Source organism: Streptomyces adelaidensis, from assembly GCF_016598475.1.
Classification (GTDB): Bacteria; Actinomycetota; Actinomycetes; order Streptomycetales; family Streptomycetaceae; genus Streptomyces; species Streptomyces adelaidensis.
This window is the reverse complement of record NZ_JAEMUX010000093.1, coordinates 1-22,807: the sequence shown is the minus strand read 5'-3', so window position 1 is coordinate 22,807 and position 22,807 is coordinate 1. Positions and strand designations below refer to the sequence as shown.

General features: G+C 71.4%; 15 protein-coding genes. 14 read left to right on the top strand and 1 reads right to left on the bottom strand.

Features of this window, described 5'->3' with window-relative positions:
* Positions 1 to 81 precede the first annotated feature (81 nt).
* From I8N67_RS34750 to I8N67_RS34740, 3 genes are read left to right on the top strand one after another with little or no spacing between them, the layout of a single operon-like run.
* Positions 82 to 192: a DUF4244 domain-containing protein gene (locus I8N67_RS34750; protein WP_200308271.1), complete on the top strand. Its 111-nt coding sequence runs from the start codon at positions 82 to 84 to the stop codon at positions 190 to 192.
* Positions 179 to 568: a TadE family type IV pilus minor pilin gene (locus tag I8N67_RS34745; RefSeq protein WP_200308270.1), complete on the top strand. Its 390-nt coding sequence runs from the start codon at positions 179 to 181 to the stop codon at positions 566 to 568. Before I8N67_RS34750 ends, I8N67_RS34745 begins: the two co-directional genes overlap by 14 nt.
* Positions 565 to 942: an Rv3654c family TadE-like protein gene (locus I8N67_RS34740; RefSeq protein WP_200308269.1), complete on the top strand. Its 378-nt coding sequence runs from the start codon at positions 565 to 567 to the stop codon at positions 940 to 942. Before I8N67_RS34745 ends, I8N67_RS34740 begins: the two co-directional genes overlap by 4 nt.
* 77 nt (positions 943 to 1,019) lie before the next feature.
* On the opposite strand, the gene sftH is transcribed toward I8N67_RS34740, so the two are convergent.
* Complete coding sequence (gene sftH / locus I8N67_RS34735) at positions 1,020 to 3,485, bottom strand: DEAD/DEAH box helicase (RefSeq protein WP_200308268.1); 2,466 nt, start codon at positions 3,483 to 3,485, stop codon at positions 1,020 to 1,022.
* An 83-nt stretch (positions 3,486 to 3,568) separates the two neighbouring features.
* On the opposite strand from sftH, the gene bldG reads away from it, so the two are divergent.
* The 11 genes from bldG (at position 3,569) to I8N67_RS34680 (ending at position 22,654) form a co-directional block, all read left to right on the top strand.
* The gene (gene bldG / locus I8N67_RS34730; RefSeq protein WP_005475923.1) at positions 3,569 to 3,910 is read left to right on the top strand and encodes an anti-sigma factor antagonist BldG; all 342 of its coding nucleotides are present in this window, start codon (positions 3,569 to 3,571) and stop codon (positions 3,908 to 3,910) included.
* Positions 3,911 to 4,019: 109 nt separating this feature from the next.
* Entirely contained in the window at positions 4,020 to 4,454 is a 435-nt protein-coding gene (locus I8N67_RS34725; protein WP_200308267.1) for an ATP-binding protein, read from the top strand.
* A gap of 369 nt (positions 4,455 to 4,823) precedes the next feature.
* Entirely contained in the window at positions 4,824 to 7,229 is a 2,406-nt protein-coding gene (locus I8N67_RS34720) for a sodium-translocating pyrophosphatase (protein ID WP_200308266.1), read from the top strand.
* A 205-nt stretch (positions 7,230 to 7,434) separates the two neighbouring features.
* The gene (locus tag I8N67_RS34715) at positions 7,435 to 8,046 is read left to right on the top strand and encodes a small secreted protein (RefSeq protein ID WP_200308265.1); all 612 of its coding nucleotides are present in this window, start codon (positions 7,435 to 7,437) and stop codon (positions 8,044 to 8,046) included.
* Positions 8,047 to 8,390: 344 nt separating this feature from the next.
* Positions 8,391 to 9,938, top strand: a complete 1,548-nt coding sequence (locus I8N67_RS34710) for a DUF7059 domain-containing protein (protein ID WP_200308264.1) — start codon at positions 8,391 to 8,393, stop codon at positions 9,936 to 9,938.
* A gap of 222 nt (positions 9,939 to 10,160) precedes the next feature.
* The gene (locus I8N67_RS34705; RefSeq protein WP_200308263.1) at positions 10,161 to 12,524 is read left to right on the top strand and encodes a serine/threonine-protein kinase; all 2,364 of its coding nucleotides are present in this window, start codon (positions 10,161 to 10,163) and stop codon (positions 12,522 to 12,524) included.
* Positions 12,525 to 12,621: 97 nt separating this feature from the next.
* Complete coding sequence (locus I8N67_RS34700) at positions 12,622 to 12,819, top strand: hypothetical protein (RefSeq protein WP_200308262.1); 198 nt, start codon at positions 12,622 to 12,624, stop codon at positions 12,817 to 12,819.
* Between the two features lie 308 nt (positions 12,820 to 13,127).
* Positions 13,128 to 15,977, top strand: a complete 2,850-nt coding sequence (gene topA / locus I8N67_RS34695) for a type I DNA topoisomerase (protein WP_200308261.1) — start codon at positions 13,128 to 13,130, stop codon at positions 15,975 to 15,977.
* A 256-nt stretch (positions 15,978 to 16,233) separates the two neighbouring features.
* Complete coding sequence (gene tmk, locus I8N67_RS34690) at positions 16,234 to 19,518, top strand: dTMP kinase (RefSeq protein WP_200308260.1); 3,285 nt, start codon at positions 16,234 to 16,236, stop codon at positions 19,516 to 19,518.
* Positions 19,519 to 19,688: 170 nt separating this feature from the next.
* A complete protein-coding gene (locus I8N67_RS34685) occupies positions 19,689 to 20,894 on the top strand; it encodes a DNA polymerase III subunit delta' (protein ID WP_200308259.1) in 1,206 nt (401 codons plus the stop codon).
* A gap of 173 nt (positions 20,895 to 21,067) precedes the next feature.
* On the top strand, positions 21,068 to 22,654 hold the full coding sequence (locus tag I8N67_RS34680) for an alpha/beta hydrolase (RefSeq protein ID WP_200308258.1): 1,587 nt from the start codon (positions 21,068 to 21,070) through the stop codon (positions 22,652 to 22,654).
* The last annotated feature ends 153 nt before the right edge of the window (positions 22,655 to 22,807 follow it).

Sequence of the window (22,807 nt, the reverse complement as noted above, 5' to 3'; positions counted from 1 at the left end):
CCGGCTGCTGAGGAACTTGCCTTACTTGCCAGAACAGCTTCTCGCTGGTTTACCTGCACTTTTGCTTGACAACACTAGATAATGGCCGCGGCCGTGGCCTTCGCGGCGGTGCTCTACAAGGTAGTGACCAGCGGGCAGGTCCAGGCGGAGCTGCAGCAGATCGTGGCGAGGGCGCTCAGTGGTGGCGCGTGAGCCGCGGCGGCGCGGCAGGCGTCTGGGCGGCGACGACGGGTTCGTGACGGCCGAGGCCGCCATGGTCCTGCCCGTGCTGGTGCTGTTCGCGATGGCGCTGGTGTGGGCCCTGCTCGCCGCCTGTGCGCAGATCCAGTGTGTGGACGCCGCGAGGATCGGGGCCAGGGCCGCGGCCCGGCAGGATCCGCCGGGCGCGGCCCTGGCGGCGGCCCGGCGGGCGGCGCCGGACGGGGCGGAGGTCAAGGTGGGCCGGGAGGGCGACCATGTGCGGGTGACGGTCTCGGCCCGGTCGCCGGGGCCGGGCCGGCTCGGCCTCGACCTTCGCCATGAGGCCGTGGCACTGGCGGAGGAGACGGTGGGGGTGAGCGGCGGATGAGGAGGCCCTCATGGCCGGGCCGGCTGTCGCGGGCCGCGCGGTCGGACCGAGGTTCCGCGACCGTCTGGGTCGTCGGCGTGCTCGGCGTGCTGTGCCTCGTGTTCGGCGTCGTACTGGCCATGGGCCAGGCCATCGTGATCCGGCATCGGGCGGCCGGTGTCGCCGACCTCGCGGCCCTCGCCGCGGCCGACCACTGGATGCGGGGCGGCGAGGCCGCCTGTGCGACGGCGGAAGGGGTGGCGCGGGCTCAGGGCGGCCGACTGGTGAGGTGCGATGTGGAGGGAGAGATCTCGGATGTGACGGCGGCGTCGGGCAGGGGCCCGTTCAGCGTGGAGTCCAGGGCGAGAGCGGGCCCGCCGCTCATCGGCCCGTAGGGCCGTCAGGGGCGCGGGGAACCGCGCGACCGGCCCCACACGGCCCGCAGCCGCCCGACCACGGTTCCTCCCGAGCTCTAAGGCGCCTGGTCGACCGGCGAAGCCCCCCGCAGCAACTCGTCCAGCAGCCGCACGGCTCCCCGTTTGTGCAACGGCTCGTTGCCGTTGCCGCACTTGGGGGACTGGATGCAGGACGGGCACCCGGCCTCGCACTCGCAGGAGGCGATGGCCTGCCGGGTGGCGGTGAGCCACTCGCGGGCGGTGTGGAAGGCGCGTTCCGCGAAGCCCGCGCCGCCCGGGTGGCCGTCGTAGACGAAGACCGTCGGGAGCAGGGTGTCGGGGTGGAGCGGGACGGAGACCCCGCCGATGTCCCAGCGGTCGCAGGTCGCGAAGAGCGGGAGCATGCCGATCGAGGCGTGTTCGGCGGCGTGCAGGGCGCCCCCGAGGATCTCGGGGTTGATCCGGGCCGCGTCCAGCTGGTCCTCGGTGACGGTCCACCAGACGGCCCGGGTGCGCAGCGTACGAGGAGGGAGGTCGAGTTTGCTCTCGCCCAGCACCTCACCGGTGATGAGGCGCCGGCGCAGGAAGGAGACGACCTGGTTGGTGACTTCGACGGAGCCCAAGCACAACCGGCCGTCGCCCCAGGGCATTTCGGTGTCGGTCTCCAGGACGGAGATGGCGGTGGTGTCGCGGGCGACCGTCGAATACGGCGGGTCGGCCTGTTCGACGAGGGCGACGGAGTCCTCCAGGTCCAGTTGGCGCACCAGGTACGTACGGCCCTGGTGCAGATGGACCGCGCCCTCGTGGACGGTGGTGTGGGCGGCGCCCGCGTCGACCGTGCCCAGGAGACGGCCCGTGCCGGCCTCGACGATCTGGACGGGGCGGCCGCCCTGGCCCCGGATGTCGGCCAGGTCGGCGGCGCGTTCGCGGCGCGTCCAGTGCCAGGCCTTCGCCCGGCGGCGGAGCAGCTGCGCGGCCTCCAGCTGCGGCAGCAGCTCCTCGCATGCTGGGCCGAACAGCCCGAGGTCCTCGTCGGTCAGGGGCAGTTCCGCGGCGGCGGCGCAGAGGTGCGGGGCCAGGACGTACGGGTTGTCGGGGTCGAGGACGGTCGATTCCACCGGTTGGTCGAACAGGGCCTCGGGGTGGTGGACCAGAAAGGTGTCCAGTGGGTCGTCGCGGGCCACGAGGACGGCGAGGGCGCCCTGGCCGGCGCGGCCCGCACGGCCCGCCTGCTGCCACAGGGAGGCGCGGGTGCCCGGGTAGCCGGCGATGAGGACGGCGTCGAGGCCGGCGATGTCGACGCCGAGTTCGAGGGCGGTCGTCGCGGCGAGGCCGAGGAGTTCGCCGGAGTGCAGGGCACGTTCGAGGGCGCGGCGTTCCTCGGGGAGGTAGCCGCCGCGGTAGGCGGCCACGCGGCGGGCCAGGGAGCGGTCGACCTCGGCGAGGCGTTCCTGGGCGATCACCGAGATCAGTTCGGCGCCGCGCCGGGAGCGTACGAAGGCGACCGAGCGGACGCCCTGGAGGGTCAGGTCGGTCAGCAGGTCCGCGGTCTCGGCGGTCGCCGTACGCCGTACCGGTGCTCCCTTCTCGCCGTGCAGCTCGGTGAGCGGGGGTTCCCAGAGGGCGAACACCAGCTCACCGCGGGGCGAGGCGTCGTCCGCGACCTCGGTGACCGGGACGCCGGTGAGGCGGCCTGCGGCCACGGAGGGCTCGGCGGCGGTCGCGGACGCCAGCAGGAAGACGGGTTCGGCGCCGTAGCGGGCGCACAGGCGGCGCAGTCGGCGCAGGACCTGGGCGACATGGGAGCCGAAGACGCCGCGGTAGGTGTGGCACTCGTCGATGACCACGTACTTCAGGGCGCGCAGGAAGGAGGACCAGCGGGGGTGGGAGGGAAGCATCCCGCGGTGCAGCATGTCGGGGTTGGTCAGGACGTAGTTGGCGTACTGGCGTATCCACTCGCGTTCCTCGACGGGAGTGTCGCCGTCGTACACGGCCGGGCGGACGGCGTTTCCGAGAGGTTGTGAAAGTTTCTTCACGGATCGGCACTGATCCGCCGCGAGGGCCTTCGTGGGGGCCAGGTAGAGCGTGGTCGCTCCACGGCCGTTGGGCGCCTCGGAGCCGTCCACGAGCCGCGACAGCACCGGCACGAGATAGGCCAGCGACTTGCCGGAGGCGGTGCCGGTGGCGACGACGACCGAGTCGCCGTCGAGGGCGTGCTCGGCGACACTCGCCTGGTGGGCCCAGGGATGTTCGATTCCCGCGGCCTGTACGGCGGCGATGACTTCCGATCGGATCCGGTCGGGCCAGACGGCATGGCGGCCCGCGCGCGGGGGCACATGCTCCGTATGAGTGATGCGCGAAGCCCGGCTCGGCCCCGAGGCGAGCCGGTCCAGGACCGTGCTCGGCGAGGGGCTGGGTGCGGTGTCCGTCGAGGATCGATCGGATCGGTGATTCTTGGCCATCGGCACCGAGTGTGTCACCGGCGTGACGGACAATGGAGCCAAGGCGTCGTGCACGCCTGCCGGTAAGTGATTGAATGCCATCGCGGCTGGCGAACCGTCCCGGGGGCTTTCAAGCCGAGGTGTCCCGAGGGGCGAACGCTCGATAGCAAGGTGCTGGAGGATCCGTGGACCTGTCCCTGTCGACCCGTACCGTCGGCGATCGTACGGTCGTCGAGGTCGGTGGCGAAATCGACGTTTATACCGCCCCCAAGCTGCGTGAGCAGCTGGTCGAGCTGGTCAACGACGGGAGTTTTCACCTCGTCGTCGACATGGAGGGCGTCGACTTCCTCGACTCCACCGGGCTCGGCGTGCTGGTGGGTGGCCTGAAGCGAGTACGGGCCCATGAGGGCTCGCTGCGCCTGGTGTGCAACCAGGAGCGCATTTTGAAGATCTTCCGCATCACCGGTCTGACCAAGGTGTTTCCCATCCACACCTCGGTCGACGAAGCGGTGGCGGCCACCGACTGATCACGCCCGCCCGGGCCCTGCGCCCGGAACGGCCAGAGACGAGAATGAGGGGGACCGGGCCCGAGGGCCCGGCCCTCTGACAGCACGCCCGAGGTTCTGAGGGGGATGCATGGCCACCGTTGAACTCCGCTTCAGCGCGCTGCCCGAGCACGTCCGGACCGCCCGACTGGTGGCGGCAGCGGTGGCGCGCAGGGCCGGAGTGGACGAGGCCGTCCTCGACGAGGTCAGGTTGGCTGTCGGCGAGGCGTGCACCCGTGCCGTCGGACTGCATCAGAGCGGCGGTATCTCGGCGCCTGTGCAGGTGTCGCTGATCGAGGAGGAGAAGCAGTTCTCCATCGAGGTGGGCGACGAAGCGCCGCACAGCGTCCCCGGTGACAAGGGATCGGGCGCCGGTGGTGACGCGGACATGGACAGCGAGGAGGACGACATGGGCCTCGCGGTCATCAGCGGCCTCGTCGACGACGTGGAGGTCACCGCGGGGCAGAACGGCGGACTGATCCGCATGACGTGGCCGACGACGCCGTCGATCGCGGTGCTGCCCTGACCCTCATGACTCCCGCATGACTCCTTACAACATCAAGTAGCACCCGAGGGCCCTGCTGAGCAGGGCCCTTTTCATTTGTTCCGATCTTCGTCCTTCCAGGCGTTCACCGGGAAGTTCATCGGGATGTTCATGGAAACGTTCATCGGAACACCTGAATTCGTGAAGGAATTCACGATCAATCACGCGATAATTTGATCAAGTGTCAATGCCTTTGAGGGGTTACCTCTTTCGAGTAGTGTGACGAGACGCGGATCATTTGCTGACGGGCATGTGAAGGCTAATTCCGTTTGCCGCGCACTGTTTTGATCAGGTTCCGCTCCCTACAATCCGTCCACATCTTGAGCTCAGCCCAAGCGTCAAGGAGGACGAATGGCGGGGCTTTCTACCCCTCAGCAGTTTGACCATCCGACGAACTTCGCAGCCGCGGTACTGACCGACGACAACCGGATCATCGTCATGGTGATCGGCGTCGTGGCACTGGCCGCGCTCGCTGTCGCCGGGGTCCTGGTTCGCCAGGTGCTCGCGGCCGGCGAGGGCACCGACAGCATGAAGAAGATCGCGGCGGCCGTACAGGAAGGCGCGAACGCCTATCTGGCGCGGCAGTTGCGCACCCTCGGCGTATTCGCCGTCCTGGTGTTCTTCCTGCTCATGCTGCTGCCCGCGGACGACTGGAATCAGCGCGCCGGACGATCAGTGTTCTTCTTGATCGGCGCGGCGTTCTCGGCGGCCACCGGTTATATCGGTATGTGGCTGGCCGTGCGCAGCAATGTGCGCGTCGCCGCGGCGGCCCGGGAAGCGACACCGGCTGAAGGAGAGCCGGAAAAAGATCTCACCGCCGTCTCGCACAAGGCAATGAAGATCGCATTTCGCACGGGCGGCGTCGTCGGCATGTTCACGGTGGGGCTCGGCCTGCTGGGCGCCTCCTGTGTGGTGCTGGTGTACGCGGCCGACGCACCGAAGGTCCTGGAGGGCTTCGGCCTCGGGGCCGCGCTGATCGCCATGTTCATGCGGGTCGGCGGCGGCATCTTCACCAAGGCGGCCGATGTCGGCGCCGACCTGGTCGGCAAGGTCGAACAGGGCATTCCGGAGGACGACCCGCGTAATGCCGCGACCATCGCCGACAACGTGGGCGACAACGTCGGCGACTGCGCGGGCATGGCGGCCGACCTCTTCGAGTCGTACGCCGTGACCCTCGTCGCCGCGCTGATCCTCGGCAAGGCGGCCTTCGGCGACGCCGGACTCGCCTTCCCGCTGATCGTGCCCGCGATCGGCGTACTCACCGCGATGATCGGCATCTTCGCGGTGGCGCCACGCCGCAGCGACCGCAGCGGCATGTCCGCCATCAACCGCGGCTTCTTCATCTCCGCGGTGATCTCGCTGGTGCTGGTCGCCATCGCCGTCTACGCCTATCTGCCGTCGACGTACGCGGACCTGGACGGCGTCACGGACGACGCCATCCTCGGCAAGAGCGGCGACCCACGGGTCCTCGCGGTCCTCGCGGTGGCCATCGGCATCGTGCTCGCCGCGCTGATCCAGCAGCTGACCGGCTACTTCACCGAGACCACCCGGCGTCCCGTACGGGACATCGGCAAGAGCTCGCTCACCGGCGCGGCCACCGTCGTCCTCGCCGGCGTCTCCATCGGTCTCGAATCGGCCGTCTACACCGCGCTGCTGATCGGCCTCGGCGTGTACGGGGCGTTCCTGCTCGGCGGTACGTCGATCATGCTCGCGCTGTTCGCGGTGGCACTCGCCGGCACCGGACTGCTCACCACGGTCGGCGTCATCGTCGCCATGGACACCTTCGGGCCGGTCTCCGACAACGCACAGGGCATCGCCGAGATGTCCGGCGACGTCGAGGGCGCGGGCGCGCAGGTGCTCACCGACCTCGACGCCGTCGGCAACACCACCAAGGCCATCACCAAGGGCATCGCCATCGCCACGGCCGTACTCGCGGCCGCCGCGCTCTTCGGCTCGTACCGCGACGCGATCCTCACGGCCGCGAACGACGTCGGCGAGAAGGTCTCCGGCCCGGACGCCCCGATGAACCTGATGATGGACATCTCGCAGCCCAACAACCTCGTCGGGCTCATCGCGGGCGCCGCGGTCGTCTTCCTCTTCTCGGGGCTGGCGATCAACGCGGTCGCGCGGTCGGCCGGTGCGGTGGTCTACGAGGTGCGCCGGCAGTTCCGTGAGCGGCCCGGGATCATGGACTACACCGAGCAGCCGGAGTACGGCAAGGTCGTCGACATCTGTACCAGGGACGCCCTGCGGGAGCTGGCCACGCCCGGTCTGCTCGCCGTCATGGCGCCCATCGCGATCGGGTTCTCGCTCGGGGTCGGCGCGCTCGGCGCCTATCTCGCGGGCGCGATCGGCACCGGGACGCTGATGGCGGTGTTCCTCGCCAACTCCGGTGGTGCCTGGGACAACGCCAAGAAGCTCGTCGAGGACGGCCATCACGGCGGCAAGGGCAGCGAGGCCCATGCCGCGACCGTCATCGGCGACACGGTGGGCGACCCCTTCAAGGACACCGCGGGACCGGCCATCAACCCGCTGCTGAAGGTGATGAACCTGGTCGCACTGCTCATCGCGCCCGCGGTCGTCCAGTTCAGCTACGGCGAGGACAAGAGCGTCGGGCTGCGCGTCGCCATCGCGGTGGCCTCGATCGCCGTGATCGTCGGGGCGGTGTACGTGTCGAAGCGGCGCGGCATCGCCGTGGGTGACGAAGGCAACTCCGAGCGGGTGGCCAAGTCGGCGGATCCAGCGGTGGTTTCGTAGGCCGTCCTACGAGGCCCAGGTGAGGGCCCAGCTCAAGGAGCGGGCGGGCGGCGCGTGTTGACGCGTCGGCCGCCCGCTCCTGTGTGTGCCGATGTTCTCCGTGAGCCTTCTCTCTCTTGGTGCAAATGGTTACAAAAGGTCACACTGGGGGTGCTCGGCACACAGGTGCCACCCATCTGGCGTGTATGTTCCGGGGCCGAGAGCCATGGAAGGGACCAATCCGGTGAACAAGAAGCTCGCGGCCGCACTGTCCGGCGGTGCGGTACTGGTACTGGCGCTGTCCGGCTGCAGCAGCAGCGACGAGACGAACGACAAGCTGAACACCTGGGCCAAGGATGTCTGCGACTCCGTGCAGCCGCAGATCAAGAAGATCGCGGCGGCCAACGCCTCGATCCAGAAGGAGACCTCGGACGACAGCGCGCCGGCGGACGTGCAGAAGGCCGACTCGCAGGGCTTCCAGGACATCTCCGACGCCTACAAGGCGATGGCGACGGCCATCCAGAAGGCCGGGGCGCCGGATGTCGAGGAAGGCGCGAAGAAGCAGAAGGCCGCGGTCGCGGAGCTGAATCAGCTGTCGACGGCGTACGCCGATCTGAAGAAGAAGTCGGACGCGCTGGACACGAAGGACCAGGCGAAGTTCGCGGACGGACTCGAAGGCGTCGCCACGGAGCTGGAGAAGCTCAGCAACACCGGCAGCAACGCCTTGAAGGAACTGGAGCAGGGGGAGGTCGGCAAGGCGATGGCGGAGCAGACGAGCTGCAAGTCCGCGACATCCTCCGGCACGGCTTCCGCTCCGGCGGGATCGTCGAAGAGCTGAGCTGAGCTGCGCAAGGGCGGGCGAGGGCGACTGGGTCGGCGTCGGCCGGTCGCCCGGTGGTCGGTACTGGGCAGGGGGCGAGTCCGCGGCTCGGCGGTCGGAGGCGCCGATGTGCCCGCTCGCGCCGCCCTGGCAGCACGAAGGCCCGCAGCTGCCGGCGGAGCCCGGCGCCGCTGGCTGGGCGGGTGGCCGCCCATAGCGGTACGGCTGTCCGCCGCCCTGTGCGGCATCGGTGGCTGCCGCCGCTGCTCGGGTGGGCAGCTGCTTCGGCCGCACGACAGGGTGCGGTCGCGTACGGCGATGGCGTCGGCGCTCGCCGGATGCTCGCAGCTACGCTGGGCGGTGTGAGTAACTCCAGGCTGTCTTCCCTGCCCTCCATCGACCGGCCCGAAGTCGTCGTGCGGCTTCGGGAGGGGTTGCTCGGGGCTGAATTCACCGCCGACGGGCTTCTTGAACTGCTCGGGGCGTCGGCGTACGCGGCGCTGGCCCGGAGTGAGGTCGTACCGGCATTGAGGGCGACCCGGGGGGAGACTCCGCTCGAGGCGCTCGTGCGGCTGTTCCTGCTGCAGCAGCCGGTGGCACGCGCGCGCGTGGAGGGTGTGTTGCCCGTGGACGCGTGCGTGGAGAGCGGGTGGCTGGTTCGCGCCGGTGCGGAGGCCGAGGAAGTGGCCGCCGCCGTCGACGTGCGGCCGTACGGCGGGCCCGGTGGCGAGGACTGGTTCATCGTGTCCGACCTGGGGTGTGCGGTCGGTGGAGCCGGCGGGATCGGGAGCCGGGACGCGGGCGTCGTGCTGGGGGTGGGGGGCGCTTCCACGACCCTCGCCGGGATCACCGTGCGGACGCCCGCGGGGTCCGCGCTCGACCTCGGCACCGGCTCGGGGATCCAGGCGCTGCACGCCGCACAGCACGCCACGCGCGTGACGGCGACCGACCTCAACCCGCGCGCGCTGCACATCGCGGCGCTCACGCTCGCGCTGTCGGGCGCGCCGGCGGCGGATCTGCGGCAGGGGTCGCTGTTCGAGCCGGTCGCGGAGGACGAGACGTACGACCTCGTCGTGTCGAACCCGCCGTTCGTGATCTCACCCGGTGCCCGGCTCACCTACCGCGACGGCGGGATGGGCGGGGACGATCTGTGCCGCACGCTCGTGTCGCAGGCCGGGGAGCGGCTGAACGAGGGCGGGTTCGCGCAGTTCCTCGCCAACTGGCAGCACGTGGAGGGGGAGGACTGGCAGGAGCGGCTCAGGTCGTGGGTGCCGCGCGGATGCGACGCGTGGATCGTGCAGCGGGAGGTCCAGGACGTCACGCAGTACGCCGAGTTGTGGCTGCGGGACGCGGGCGACCACCGCGATGACGTGGCCGAGTACCGGGCGCGGTACGACGCGTGGCTCGACGAGTTCGAGGCGCGGAAGGTGAAGGGCGTCGGGTTCGGCTGGATCACGTTGCGCAAGTCGGCCGCCGCGGACTCCGCGCCGTCCATCACCGTCGAGGAATGGCCGCATCCGGTCGAACAGCCGCTCGGCGAGACCGTACGGGCGCACTTCGCGCGCGTCGACTACCTGCGGGCGAACGACGACGCGGCGCTCCTCGCCGCGCACTTCCGGCTCACCGCCGAGGTCGTGCAGGAGCAGGTCGGACTGCCCGGCGCGGAGGACCCCGAGCATGTGGTGCTGCGTCAGAACCGTGGCATGCGCCGGGCCGCGAAGGTGGACACGGTCGGCGCGGGATTCGCCGGCGTGTGCGACGGCACGCTCAGCGCCGGTCGGATTCTGGACGCCATCGCCCAACTCGTCGGCGAGGACCCGGTGGCGCTGCGCGACCGCACGCCGGTCCAGATCCGGCTGCTCGTCGAACAGGGCTTCCTGGAACCGGCTTCGCCCCTCGGGGCCGCGTGACGGATTCCGTACCGTCCGGTGACGGTACTGGTACCGCGCCCGATGCCCTTCCGCGTTACCCGTGATGCCCATTCGTACCCCTGGGGCGCATGCGCCCCTTCTGTCTGGATTGGTATGTAAAAGGGCTGCTGTCAGTGGCACCTGCGAAGCTATTTTCAAGAGACGGATTCGACGTGTCCTCGGGGGAGGCACGCGCTGTCTCTGGGGGAGCGGGGGATCGCGATGGCGGGGGATACGCCGGAGCAGGGCCAGGGAAGGGTCATCAACGGCCGCTATCGCCTGCTGCGCACCCTGGGCGCGGGCGGCATGGGCCGGGTCTGGCTCGCCCACGACGAGGAGTTGGCCTGCGAGGTCTCCATGAAGGAGATCTCCCTGCCCGACGTTCCGATGGACGCGGCCGAGCCCGCCCAGCGCATCGCCCGCGCCCGCAGCGAGGCCCGGCACGCCGCGCGGCTGCGCGGACATCCGCATGTGGCGACGGTCCACGACGTGGTCCTGCACGAAGGCCTGCCGTGGATCGTCATGGAGTACGTGCCGGACGCGGTCGACCTCCAGGCGGTCGTACGGCGGCAGGGGCCGCTCTCGCCCGAGCAGGTCGCCCGGATCGGGCTCGCCGTCCTCGACGCGCTCACCGCGGGCCACCGGATCGGCATCCTCCACCGGGATGTGAAACCGGCCAACATCCTGCTGGCCGCCGACGCCTCGGGCGACCCCTACGCGCGCGTGCTGCTCACCGACTACGGCATCGCGCTCCAGCCGGAGTCCCGCGAGCCCAGGCTCACCGCCACCGCCGGCATCCTCGGCACCCCCGGCTATCTGGCGCCGGAGCGCGCGCGGGGTGAGCCGCCGACACCGGCCGCCGACCTGTTCTCGCTCGGCGCCACGCTGTACGCGGCGGTCGAGGGCCGCGGCCCCTTCGACCGGCACGGCGAGTACGCGACGCTCACGGCCCTGCTCGGCGAGGAGCCGACACCCCCCGCCCGCGCCGGTGAACTGGCCCCTGTCCTGCACGGATTGCTCATCAAGGACCCGGTGCGCCGGCTGTCGCCGGAGGCGGTGGCCCGCGGCCTGGAGCGGGTGGCGGACGCGGGCAGCGCGTCGACACCGCCGGGCTGGGCGGCCACCCCCGCGTCGGCGCCCCAGGGCTTCGGCCCGGCTCCCGGAACGCCCGCCACTCCCGGTGGCCATGCGACGGCCGGTGCGCCCCCGGGGTACGTGGTCGGGTCACCGCCCGGGTATGTGTCAGCCGCCCAGGGCGGGGGCGCACCGTACACGCCGGGCGCGCCCCACACGCCGGGCGCCCCGTACGCGCCCCCGACCCCGAACACCCCGGCGGGCGGTCCGCCGACTCCGGGCGCGGGTCCGGCCACCCCGGCCGGGGCGGCGGGCGGCCCGTCGCCGTACGACCACTGGCAGCAGGGACAACAGGGGCAGCCCCGAGGCCCGTACGACGGATACAACCCGTACGGGGGCGGGCAGCCGACGCCCTACGGGGGCCCGGCGGGCGGGCAGCCGACGCCCTACGGAGGCACCGCCGGTAATCAGTCCGCGCCCTATGGCGGCGGCGGACCGCAGCCGCCGGCGTACGGCGGCACCGTGGGCAACCAGTCGTTGCCGTACGCGGCGCATCAGACGCCGGCCTATGGGGGCGGGGGCGCTCCGCCGCCCGGGAGCGCGGGGTTCCCGACCGTCACGGCCGGTGTTCCGCGGCCCGGCGGGCCGAAGGGGAAGACGCCCGCGGCGGCGCTGGTCGCGATCGTGGTCGCCGTCCTGCTGGTGGCGGGCGGTGGGACGTGGGCGGCGGTCAACTGGCCCCCCGATCCGGGCCCATCGCCTTCCCCGGAGCCGCTCCCCGGGCCGGTCTACCCGTACGGCAAGCAGGCGGCCCTCAAGAAGGGGCTGGAGGTGGGGGACTGCGTCAAGGCGGTCTGGACGGGGGCGGCGTTCAAGTCGGTGCCCGACCTCGGTGTGGTGGACTGCGAGGAGGACTGGCCGGACGGCCAGGTGGTGGCGATAGAGACCGCGGCCGACTACGCGGACGCCCGCGCCAGTGGTGCGCAGCGCTGCGCCAGCCAGGCCGATCCGATGGCCGAGGCCCTGCCCGACGCGGGGGTCTACGCGCTCGTCCCGACCGAGCAGGGCTTCACCGCGGCCAAGGGCGGTACGGCATGTCTCGTACTCGGCAAGCACGTGCCGATCGGCGGCGAGGTGGGCCGACTCCGTGACGTGGGCATGAATCTGTGGCCCACTCAGATGGCTGTCGGCGACTGCTGGGACTACACCACGCGGGACGACGAGGGATACGACGCACCGCTGACCGACTGTGCCCAAGCGCACACCGACCAGGTGGTCGGATCGGTCCAGGCCCCCGCCAGCATGACCTTCCAGGGAGCCCTGGACGAAGGGGGCAAGCTCTGCACCAACAGGTTCGAGTCGACTTGGGCGCCCGGCGCCGACCTGATCGTGTCGGGATGGGTGTCCGACGAGGAGGAGTGGAAGAAGGGCTTCAACACAGTGGTGTGCACGGTGCGCAACGCCGATGTGTCGAAGACGACCGGGAAGATACCCACGCCCGGCTCGGTCTGAGCACCCGGACGCCTCGCGTTCACCTCGGGTTCGCGCGCCCGCTTCCCGTCCGTGCCAGCCTCCCGTCGCGGGGTGCCGAGGGGCGGGAGGACGGGACATGGAGAGCGGACCGGCGATCTTCACGGGGGTGGTGTTCGCCCTGTTCGGGGGCGGGCTGCTGCTGTGGACGGCGACCCGGCTGCGCCAGGGCGAGCCGGTCGCCGAAGGCGTGCGTCCCGTGATATCGGCGACACTCGCGAGCGGCGTGGCGGTCACCGCTCTCGTGCTCGGCGTGTGGTGCTTCACACGCCTCTGAGTCGGCCCTTGGGACCGGGGCCCCGCAGCCCGCGCGGTAACCGACATGTGACCCTCCGCATAGGCCCGAACGGATCGCTGACCACGCCGGGCGGCAGGAATGGCGGTAGTCGGGTTACCGTTCGAGTGGCCGTTGCGGGCTTTTCCCGTTTGACACGGGGGCGGGATGTACCGTCACACTCCGCAGCGTCAGCATGACCCGACCCCCGGGCCGACGCCGAGCCCCGTGCGAGGCACCTGCCTCAGGGGGTGCCCGCCCCGGGACGCAAGCCTGGGGGAACCCAGCGTCGACCGGAGAGAAGAGCGAAGTTGTCCCCGACCAGCGAGACCGCGAAGGGCGGCCGCCGACTCGTGATCGTCGAGTCGCCTGCCAAGGCGAAGACGATCAAGGGCTATCTCGGCCCCGGCTACATCGTCGAGGCGAGCGTGGGGCACATCCGCGACCTTCCCAACGGTGCCGCGGAGGTGCCCGAGCAGTACACCGGCGAGGTGCGCCGCCTCGGTGTGGATGTCGAACACGACTTCCAGCCGATCTACGTGGTCAACGCGGACAAGAAGGCCCAGGTCAGGAAACTCAAGGACCTGCTGAAGGAGTCGGACGAGCTCTTCCTCGCCACCGATGAGGACCGCGAGGGCGAGGCCATCGCCTGGCACCTCCAGGAGGTGCTCAAGCCCAAGGTCCCGGTCAAGCGGATGGTCTTCCACGAGATCACCAAGGCCGCGATCCAGGCCGCCGTCGCCAACCCGCGCGAGCTGAACCAGAAGCTGGTCGACGCCCAGGAGACCCGCCGCATCCTCGACCGCCTCTACGGCTACGAGGTCTCGCCGGTCCTGTGGAAGAAGGTCATGCCGCGGCTCTCGGCGGGCCGCGTCCAGTCCGTCGCGACCCGGCTCGTGGTGGAGCGGGAGCGCGAGCGCATCGCCTTCCGCTCGGCCGAGTACTGGGACCTGACCGGCACCTTCGCGACCGGCCGCGCCGGCGACGCGTCCGACCCGTCGTCCCTGGTCGCCCGCCTCCAGTCCGTCGACGGCCGGCGTGTCGCCCAGGGCCGTGACTTCGACTCCCTCGGGCAGCTCAAGGGCGCCAATGTCCTGCACGTGGACGAGGCGAACGCCCGCGCCCTGGCCGCCGCCCTGGAGAACACCAGGTTCGCGGTCCGGTCCGTCGAGTCCAAGCCGTACCGCCGCTCGCCGTACGCCCCGTTCCGTACGACGACGCTCCAGCAGGAGGCCTCGCGCAAGCTGGGCTTCGGGGCCAAGGCGACGATGCAGGTGGCGCAGAAGCTGTACGAGAACGGCTTCATCACCTATATGCGTACGGACTCCACGACGCTGAGCGAGACCGCGGTGTCCGCCGCCCGCGCCCAGGTCACCCAGCTGTACGGCGCCGACTACCTGCCGCCGCAGCCGCGTACGTACGCGGGGAAGGTCAAGAACGCGCAGGAGGCGCACGAGGCGATCCGCCCCTCGGGTGACCGTTTCCGCACGCCCGCCGAGACCGGACTGACCGGCGACCAGTTCAGGCTGTACGAGCTGATCTGGAAGCGGACGGTCGCCTCCCAGATGAAGGACGCGACGGGCAACAGCGTCACCGTGAAGATCGGTGGCACCGCCTCCGACGGCCGCGACGCCGAGTTCAGCGCCTCCGGCAAGACGATCACCTTCCACGGCTTCCTGAAGGCCTACGTCGAGGGCGCCGACGACCCGAACGCCGAGCTGGACGACCGCGAGCGCCGGCTGCCCCAGGTCGGCGAGGGTGACGCGCTCTCCGCCGAAGAGATCACGGTCGACGGCCACGCCACCAAGCCCCCGGCCCGCTACACCGAGGCGTCACTGGTCAAGGAGCTCGAAGAGCGCGAGATCGGCCGCCCGTCGACGTACGCGTCGATCATCGGCACGATCCTCGACCGGGGATACGTCTTCAAGAAGGGCACGGCCCTGGTGCCGTCCTTCCTGAGCTTCGCCGTGGTCAACCTCCTGGAGAAGCACTTCGGACGGCTCGTCGACTACGACTTCACCGCCAAGATGGAGGACGACCTCGACCGCATCGCACGCGGCGAGGCCAAGGCGGTGCCGTGGCTGAGGCGGTTCTACTTCGGCGAGAGCACAGGTGCGAACGGCACGGCGGCCGAGGCCGGCAATGGTGACGGGGACCACCTCGGTGGTCTGAAGGAACTGGTCACCGACCTGGGCGCGATCGACGCGCGCGAGGTCTCGTCGTTCCCCGTCGGCAACGGCATCGTGCTGCGCGTCGGGCGCTACGGCCCGTACGTCGAGCGCGGCGAGAAGGACTCCGAAGGGCACCAGCGGGCGGACGTGCAGGAGGACCTGGCCCCGGACGAGCTGAGTGTCGAACTCGCGGAGGAACTGCTCGCCAAGCCGAGCGGCGACTTCGAGCTCGGTACCGACCCGGGCTCGGGCCACCAGATCATCGCCAGGGACGGCCGCTACGGCCCGTACGTCACCGAGGTGCTTCCCGAGGGCACACCGAAGACGGGCAAGAACGCGGTCAAGCCGCGTACGGCCTCGCTGTTCAAGTCGATGTCCCTGGACACGGTGACCCTGGACGACGCGCTGAAGCTGATGTCCCTGCCGCGGGTCGTCGGCGCCGACGCCGAGGGCCAGGAGATCACCGCGCAGAACGGGCGGTACGGGCCGTATCTGAAGAAGGGTACGGACTCGCGGTCGCTGCAGACCGAGGACCAGCTCTTCACGATCACCCTCGAAGAGGCGCTGGCGATCTACGCCCAGCCCAAGCAGCGCGGACGGGCCGCCGCCAAGCCGCCGCTCAAGGAGCTGGGCGACGACCCGGTCAGCGGGAAGCCGGTCGTGGTGAAGGACGGCCGCTTCGGCCCGTACGTCACCGACGGCGAGGCCAACGCGACCCTGCGGGCCGGGGACAGCGTGGAGACGATCACGCCCGAGCGCGGGTTCGAACTGCTCGCGGAGAAGCGGGCGAAGACGCCCGCGAAGAAGACGGCGAAGAAGGCTCCGGCCAAGAAGGCGCCCGCCGCGAAGAAGGCTGCGCCTGCCAAGAAGGCGACGCCGGCGAAGAAGACCGCCGCCACGAAGACGGCTACCTCCAAGACCGCTGCGGCCAAGAAGGCGGCTCCGGCGAAGAAGGTGGCTGCGAAGAAGGCTGCGGCTTCTGAGGGCTGAGGTGTTGGGGCGCTGAGGTGTTTGGGGGACTGCTTGGCGCCTGACAGCTCGGGGGTGCGGGTGGTTCGGCGGCTGCGGGCTTGTTGTGGCTGGTCGCGCAGTTCCCCGCGCCCCTTCTGGGGCGGTGATGCTGAGCGATGGCTGGAATCTTCACCTTTTCTTCGCTAAATCTGCGCCGTTTGCGTGACTTGGTGTCGGAGTGTGCGTGCGTTCGGGCGCTGGTTCGGGTGTCGGTGGGTGCCGATAGGCTGAAAGCATGATGCGAGCCGAGCAGCCCACGGCCCACGGCCCGGCCTCCGACGACGCCCTGGCAGCCGATTCCAGGGAGCGCGCCGTACGGGCGCTGCTGCGCCAACCGCAGCTCAAACGGCTTTGGAGCGCCCAGCTCGTGGGTGGCGTGGGCGATGTCCTCGCGCTGTTCGTGCTGGTGCTCCTCGCCTTCCAGACGGCGATCGCCGAGGGCTCCTTCGGCGGCGGGTACCGGGGCGTCGCGCTCACGGTGGCGGCCGTCTACGGCACACGCGCCCTCGCGACGCTGCTCTTCGGCGCCGTACTCCTCGGGCCGCTCACCTCGCTGACCTCGCAGGAGGGCCCGCTCGACCGCCGCTGGACCATGGTCGGCGCGGACGGGCTGAGGGTCCTGCTGCTGATCGTGGCGCCCCTGTGGATCGACTGGACGCCCGACAACGCGCTCGCGGTGCTGCTGGTGACCGCGTTCGTAGCCGGTGTCGCCGAGCGGTTCTGGACGGTCTGCCGGGAGAGCGCGGGGCCCGCGCTGCTGCCCATGCCGCCGCTGGAGGGCGCGACCGTACGACCGCTGCCGGACCACATGGACGCGCTGCGGCGCCTGGCCCTGCGCACCGGATTCGTGGCGGTGCCGCTCGCGGCCGCCGTCCTCGTCGTCGCCTCGCTGGTGAACAACCTGCTGGGCGCCGGAATCGACTGGTTCGGGCAGCATCAGGCCGCGCTCGGCTCGTACGTCGCCGCCGGGCTCTTCGCTGCCTCGCTCTCCCTGGTGACCTTCCTCGACCTGCCCAAGACGCGCACCCCGCGCGCGCGGTCGCCGCTGGAGGGGCTGCGCCGGCCCAGGACCGGCACGGGTGTCGACAAGGGCCGTACGGGTGCGATCCCGATCCTGGTGCCCGCGTGCGGAGCGGTCGCCGGTGCGGTCGCCACCGCGGTCGCCGTCGCCGTGCTGCACGCCAAGGACCTGGGTGGCGGGCCGGTGACGTACGGGCTGCTGGTCGTCGCGCTGACCGGTGGAGTCGGTGTCGGGATCCGGCGCGCGCCGTCCCTGCTGCCCTCGCTGTCGCGCCGTCGGCTGCTCGCCCTGGCGATCGCCTTCACGGGCGTCGCGCTGCTCGCCGCCGGGCTGACGCCGGACGTCACCAGCGTGGTGCTGATCCTGGGGCTGGCGGGGATCGGCGCCGGGCTCGCCGCGAACACCGGGCACACGCTGCTCGACCAGGAGGCCGAGGACTTCCGGCGCGCGCGGACCACCGAGCATCTCCACGCCGTCGTACGGGTGTTCGTGGCCGGGGCGGCGCTGATCGCTCCGCTGGTCGCCGCCCTGATCGGGCCGCACCGGCTGGAGAGCGGCAAGTTCGTGTTCGCGCACGGGGGCGCGGCGTTCACGTTGATGCTGGTGGGGGCGTTGCTGCTGCCGGTCGCGGCGCTGGTGCTGGCCAAGGCCGACGACCGGTCAGGGGTGCCGCTTCGGCAGGATCTGCGGGACGCGCTGCTGGGCGGCGACGATCCGGATCAGGCGCCGGCCGGGACCGGATTCTTCATCGCCCTCGAAGGCGGTGACGGAGCCGGGAAGTCCACTCAGGTCGAGGCGCTCGCCGAGTGGATCCGGGCCAAGGGACACGAGGTCGTGGTGACACGCGAGCCGGGGGCGACTCCGGTCGGCAAGCGGCTGCGGTCGATTCTGCTGGACGTGTCCAGCGCCGGGTTGTCGCACCGGGCCGAGGCACTGCTCTACGCGGCGGACCGTGCCGAGCATGTGGACACGGTCGTGCGGCCCGCGTTGGAGCGGGGCGCGGTCGTCGTGTCGGACCGGTACATCGATTCGTCCGTGGCCTATCAGGGTGCCGGACGGGATCTCTCGCCGACGGAGATCGCCCGGATCTCGCGGTGGGCGACGGACGGGCTGGTGCCTCATCTGACGGTGCTGCTGGATGTGTCGCCCGAGGCGGCGAGGGAGCGGTTCACCGAGGCGCCGGACCGGCTGGAGTCGGAGCCGGCCGAGTTCCACGAGCGGGTGCGGGCAGGGTTCCTGACGCTCGCCGCGGCGGACGCCGGGCGGTATCTGGTGGTCGACGCCGCGCAGGATCCCGAGGCCGTCACGACCGTCGTCCGGCATCGGCTGGATGTGATGCTGCCGCTGTCCGAGGCCGAGGTGCAAGCGCAGGAGGAGGCGCGGCGCAAGGCCGAGGAGGACGCCCGGCGCAAGGCCGAGGAAGAGGCCGCGCGTAAGGCCGAGGAGGAGCGGCTGGAGCGGGAGCGCCAGGAGGAGCTCGCCCGGCTGCGTGCCGAGGAGGAGGAGCGCAAGCGGCGCGAGCTCGAGGAGGCTCAGCGGCGCGAGGCGGAGCGGCAGGCCGAGGAGGCCCGGCAGCGGGCCGAGGAGGCGCGCCGCCGTGCCGAGGAGGAGCAGGCGCGGCTCCTCGCGGAGGAGAAGGCCCGTGCCGAGGAGGAGGAGCGGCGGCGGGTCGAGGAGGAACGGCGCCGTAAGCAGGCCGCGGAGGAGCAGCGGTTGCGGGAGGAGGCGGAGGCGCGCCGCCTGGAGAAGCAGCGGAAGGCCGAGGAGGCGTTGGTTCGGGCCGAGGAGGCTCGGAGGGCCGCGGCTTCGGCTGCGACCGCGGCCGCCACCGCCGCTGAGGCCGAGCGGGCGGCTGCTGCTGCCGAGGCCGAGCGGGTCGCGGAGGCTGGGCGGGTTGCTGCCGCGGAGGCTGAGCGGAATGCTCGGGGTTCGCGGGTCGACGATGCCGCGACTGTGCCTACGCCGGTGGTGACGCCGACCAACGCGTCGGGTGGGCCGGTGGATGAGACGGCTGTGTTGCCGCCGGTTCGGCCGGGTGGGGCGGGTGCGTCAGGTGCGCCAGGTACGTCTGGTGCGTCGGACGGTGAGACTACGGCGAAGTTGCCGCGGCCGCCGGTGCCGCCGGGGGCCGGTGCGGGCACGGGGTCGGGGCCGGGGTCGGCTTCCGCTTCGGCTCCGGAGGATGAGACCACGGTGTTGCCGCAGGTGCCTTCGGGGGCGGCTGATGAGACGGCTGTGCTGCCGCCGGTGCGGGAGGACCGGGTGCCGCCGGGGTACTTCCGGGACGAGCGGCCCGGGCCCGACGGGGCGCAGGATCGGACGCGGGAGCTTCCCCAGGTGGATGAGCAGGGGGCGCCGCGGCGGCGGCCTCGGTCGGACTGGGCCGAGGAGACGCCGCTGGACGATCTGCCGACGCTGGCGGACGAACTGCTGGGGTCGCGTGAAGAGGACGACACCGATGAGGGTGGCGGCGGCCGTTGGGGTCGGCGGCGCCGCTGACCCGTCGCGGGGCTTGGCGGGTGGCGGCGCGGGGCCGTGCGCCGGTGCGTCGAGCTGCCCGGTGGGGGTGCGTACGCGGCCGCCGGTAGTCGTGCGTCGGGCGGGGTTGTCAGTGGGGTCGCGCACAATGGGGCTCGGAGCGGTGGTGGGCGATCGGAGGGTGGTGGGTCGTGGCTGTGTGGGACGACCTGGTGGGGCAGGAGCGGCTGAGCGCGCAGCTGGACGCGGCCGCCCGGGACGCGGACGCCATCGTCACGGCGGCCACCAACGGCACCGCGCCTCCCGAGGCGTCGAAGATGACACATGCGTGGTTGTTCACGGGGCCGCCGGGTGCGGGGCGGACGACGGCTGCGCGGGCGTTCGCGGCGGCGTTGCAGTGTGTGAGCCCGGACCGGGCACTCGGCGGGAGCCCGGGGTGCGGCTTCTGCGACGGGTGCCATACGGCGCTGGTGGGGACGCACGCGGACGTCACGACGGTGGCGGCGGTGGGTACCCAGATCCTCGCCGAGGACATGCGGGACACGGTCCGTAAGTCGTTCACGTCGCCGGCGACCGGGCGGTGGCAGGTCATCCTCGTCGAGGACGCCGAGCGGTTGAACGAGAAGTCGGCGAACGCGGTGCTGAAAGCTGTCGAGGAGCCGGCGCCACGGACGGTGTGGTTGTTGTGCGCGCCGTCGCTGGAGGATGTGCTGCCGACGATCCGTTCCCGGTGCCGGCACGTCAGCCTGCTCACACCCTCGGTGGATGCCGTGGCGGACATGCTCGTCCGGCGGGAGGGGATCGAGCCGCAGGCCGCCGCCGTGGCGGCCCGGGCCACTCAGGGGCACATCGAGCGGGCCCGGCGGCTGGCCACCGATCCGAGAGCTCGGCAGCGGCGGGCCGCCGTGCTGAAGCTGCCGATGCGGGTCGACGACATCGGAGGCTGTCTGAAGGCGGCGCAGGAGCTGGTCGACGCGGCGTCGGAGGAGTCGAAGCAGCTCGCCGAAGAGGTCGACACCAAGGAGACCGAGGAGCTGAAGACGGCTCTGGGCGCTGTGCAGGGCGGGCGCATGCCGCGCGGCACGGCGGGGGTGATGAAGGACCTGGAGGACAAGCAGAAGCGGCGACGGACGCGGGCGCAGCGGGACAGCCTGGATCTCGCCCTGTCCGAACTCACCGGTTTCTACCGGGACGTGCTTGTCCTTCAGCTGGGGTCGCGGGTCCCGCTGGCCAATGTCGAGGTCCAGGACGCGTTGGAGCGCATGGCGAGGGGCGGGACGCCGGAGTCGACCTTGCGCCGGATCGACGCGATCGCGGCGTGCCGGGAGGCGCTGGACCGGAATGTGGCGCCGTTGCTGGCCGTGGAGGCGATGGCGATGGCGTTGCGGGCGGGGTGACGTGCCCTGGTGGTCGGCCCAGGGGGTGAGGGCCACGGGGGCCGCGGGGGAGAGTCCGGTTGGACGAAGGCCCGCGTGGGTGAGGGCGGGGCATTCGGGTGACCGGATCACTCGTACGGGGAGTTCGTGTCGCTGTTCGTGATCATTGCATCGCGCAGGGTTACGCTCGCGAGATGCACACCAGGCGTACTTCCCGGCCGACGAGGCCCCTCCGTATCGGCGGCGCGCTGCTCGCCGCCGCCGCGCTGCTCGTCTCGGCCTGCTCCTCCAGCGCTTCCAGCACGGCGGCCACGGCGGCGGACGGGGGGGCCGCTCTCGGCGCGCTGCCCCGCGCGACACCGGCGGCGCTGGCCCCGTACTACGAACAGAAGCTGAGCTGGCGCGGCTGCGGGGTCGCCGGCTTCCAGTGCGCCACGCTGAGGGCGCCGCTCGACTACGCGAAGCCGGCCGGGGGCGAGGTCAAGCTGGCGGTCTCGCGGAAGAAAGCGACCGGCCCGGGCGAACGACTCGGCTCACTGCTGGTCAACCCGGGCGGGCCGGGCGGGTCGGCGGTCGCTTATGTGCAGGGGCATGCGGGGGTCCGGTACCCGGTCAAGGTGCGGGCCCAGTACGACATGGTGGCCGTCGACCCGCGGGGCGTGGCCGGCAGCGAGCCGGTCGAGTGTCTCACCGGCCCCGAGATGGACATGTACACGCAGACAGATCTCACCCCGGACGACACCGGGGAGAAGACCGCACTGGTCGCCGCGCACCAGTGGTTCGCGGAAGGGTGCGGGCAGCGGTCGCCGAAGCTGCTGCGGCATGTGTCCACGGTCGAGGCGGCCCGTGACATGGACATCCTGCGGGCCGTGCTGGGCGACGAGAAGCTGACGTACGTCGGCGCCTCGTACGGGACGTTCCTCGGGGCGACGTACGCCGGGCTGTTCCCCGAGCGCGTCGGGCGGCTGGTCCTGGACGGCGCGCTGGACCCGTCGCTGCCGGCCCACCGGCTCAACCAGGAGCAGACAGCGGGCTTCGAGACGGCCTTCCAGGCCTTCGCGAACGACTGCGTACGCCGCGAGGACTGCGTGCTGGGGCGCACGCCCGAGCAGGTCGGCGAGAATCTGCGCGCCTTCTTCCAGCGGCTGGACGCGCGACCCGTCCCGACCGGCGACCCCGACGGCCGGCAGCTCGGCGAAGCCCTGGCCACGACGGGCGTCATCGCGGCGATGTATGACGAGGGGTCATGGCCCCGGCTGCGCCAGGCCCTCACCGAGGCCGTCCGGGACGACGACGGCGCCGGCCTGCTCGCCTTCTCGGACCGCTACTTCGAACGCGACGCCGGTGGCGGCTACTCCAACCTGATGTACGCCAACGCCGCCGTGAACTGCCTCGACCTCCCGGCCGCCTACAGCACGCCCGAGCAGGTCGAACGGGCCCTCCCCGAGTTCGACAAAGCCTCCCCGGTGTTCGGCCGGGCCCTCGCGTGGGCCTCCCTGAACTGCGCGTACTGGCCTGTCAAGCCGACGGGCGGACCGCACCGCATCGAGGCCAAGGGTGCCGCCCCGATCGTCGTCGTCGGCACCACCCGCGACCCCGCCACCCCCTACCACTGGGCCGAGGCCCTCGCCTCCCAGCTCTCCTCCGCCCGCCTCCTCACCTACGACGGCGACGGCCACACCGCCTACGGCCGCGGCAGCACCTGCATCGACTCCACGATCAACGCCTACCTGCTCCGCGGCACACCCCCGACCGACAAAAAACGCTGCTCCCCGTCCTGACCCCCGGCCCCCGAAACGCCGCCCCAGCCACCCTCCGGGGTGCCCCGACCCCTGGTTCGGGCCACCCCGGAAACTGTGTAGACTTACCGACGTTGCTGACCGCATCATAGTGTGGACAGCGCGCCGCCTTAGCTCAGATGGCCAGAGCAACGC

Excerpts from the sequence above, each read along its gene's own strand:
- I8N67_RS34750 (WP_200308271.1), top strand. The coding sequence starts at position 82 with ATGGCCGCGGCCGTGGCCTTCGCGGCGGTGCTCTACAAGGTAGTGACC.
- I8N67_RS34740 (WP_200308269.1), top strand. The coding sequence starts at position 565 with ATGAGGAGGCCCTCATGGCCGGGCCGGCTGTCGCGGGCCGCGCGGTCG.
- sftH (WP_200308268.1), bottom strand. The coding sequence starts at position 3,485 with ATGGCATTCAATCACTTACCGGCAGGCGTGCACGACGCCTTGGCTCCA.
- I8N67_RS34725 (WP_200308267.1), top strand. The coding sequence starts at position 4,020 with ATGGCCACCGTTGAACTCCGCTTCAGCGCGCTGCCCGAGCACGTCCGG.
- I8N67_RS34720 (WP_200308266.1), top strand. The coding sequence starts at position 4,824 with ATGGCGGGGCTTTCTACCCCTCAGCAGTTTGACCATCCGACGAACTTC.
- I8N67_RS34715 (WP_200308265.1), top strand. The coding sequence starts at position 7,435 with ATGGAAGGGACCAATCCGGTGAACAAGAAGCTCGCGGCCGCACTGTCC.
- I8N67_RS34705 (WP_200308263.1), top strand. The coding sequence starts at position 10,161 with ATGGCGGGGGATACGCCGGAGCAGGGCCAGGGAAGGGTCATCAACGGC.
- I8N67_RS34700 (WP_200308262.1), top strand. The coding sequence starts at position 12,622 with ATGGAGAGCGGACCGGCGATCTTCACGGGGGTGGTGTTCGCCCTGTTC.
- tmk (WP_200308260.1), top strand. The coding sequence starts at position 16,234 with ATGATGCGAGCCGAGCAGCCCACGGCCCACGGCCCGGCCTCCGACGAC.
- I8N67_RS34680 (WP_200308258.1), top strand. The coding sequence starts at position 21,068 with ATGCACACCAGGCGTACTTCCCGGCCGACGAGGCCCCTCCGTATCGGC.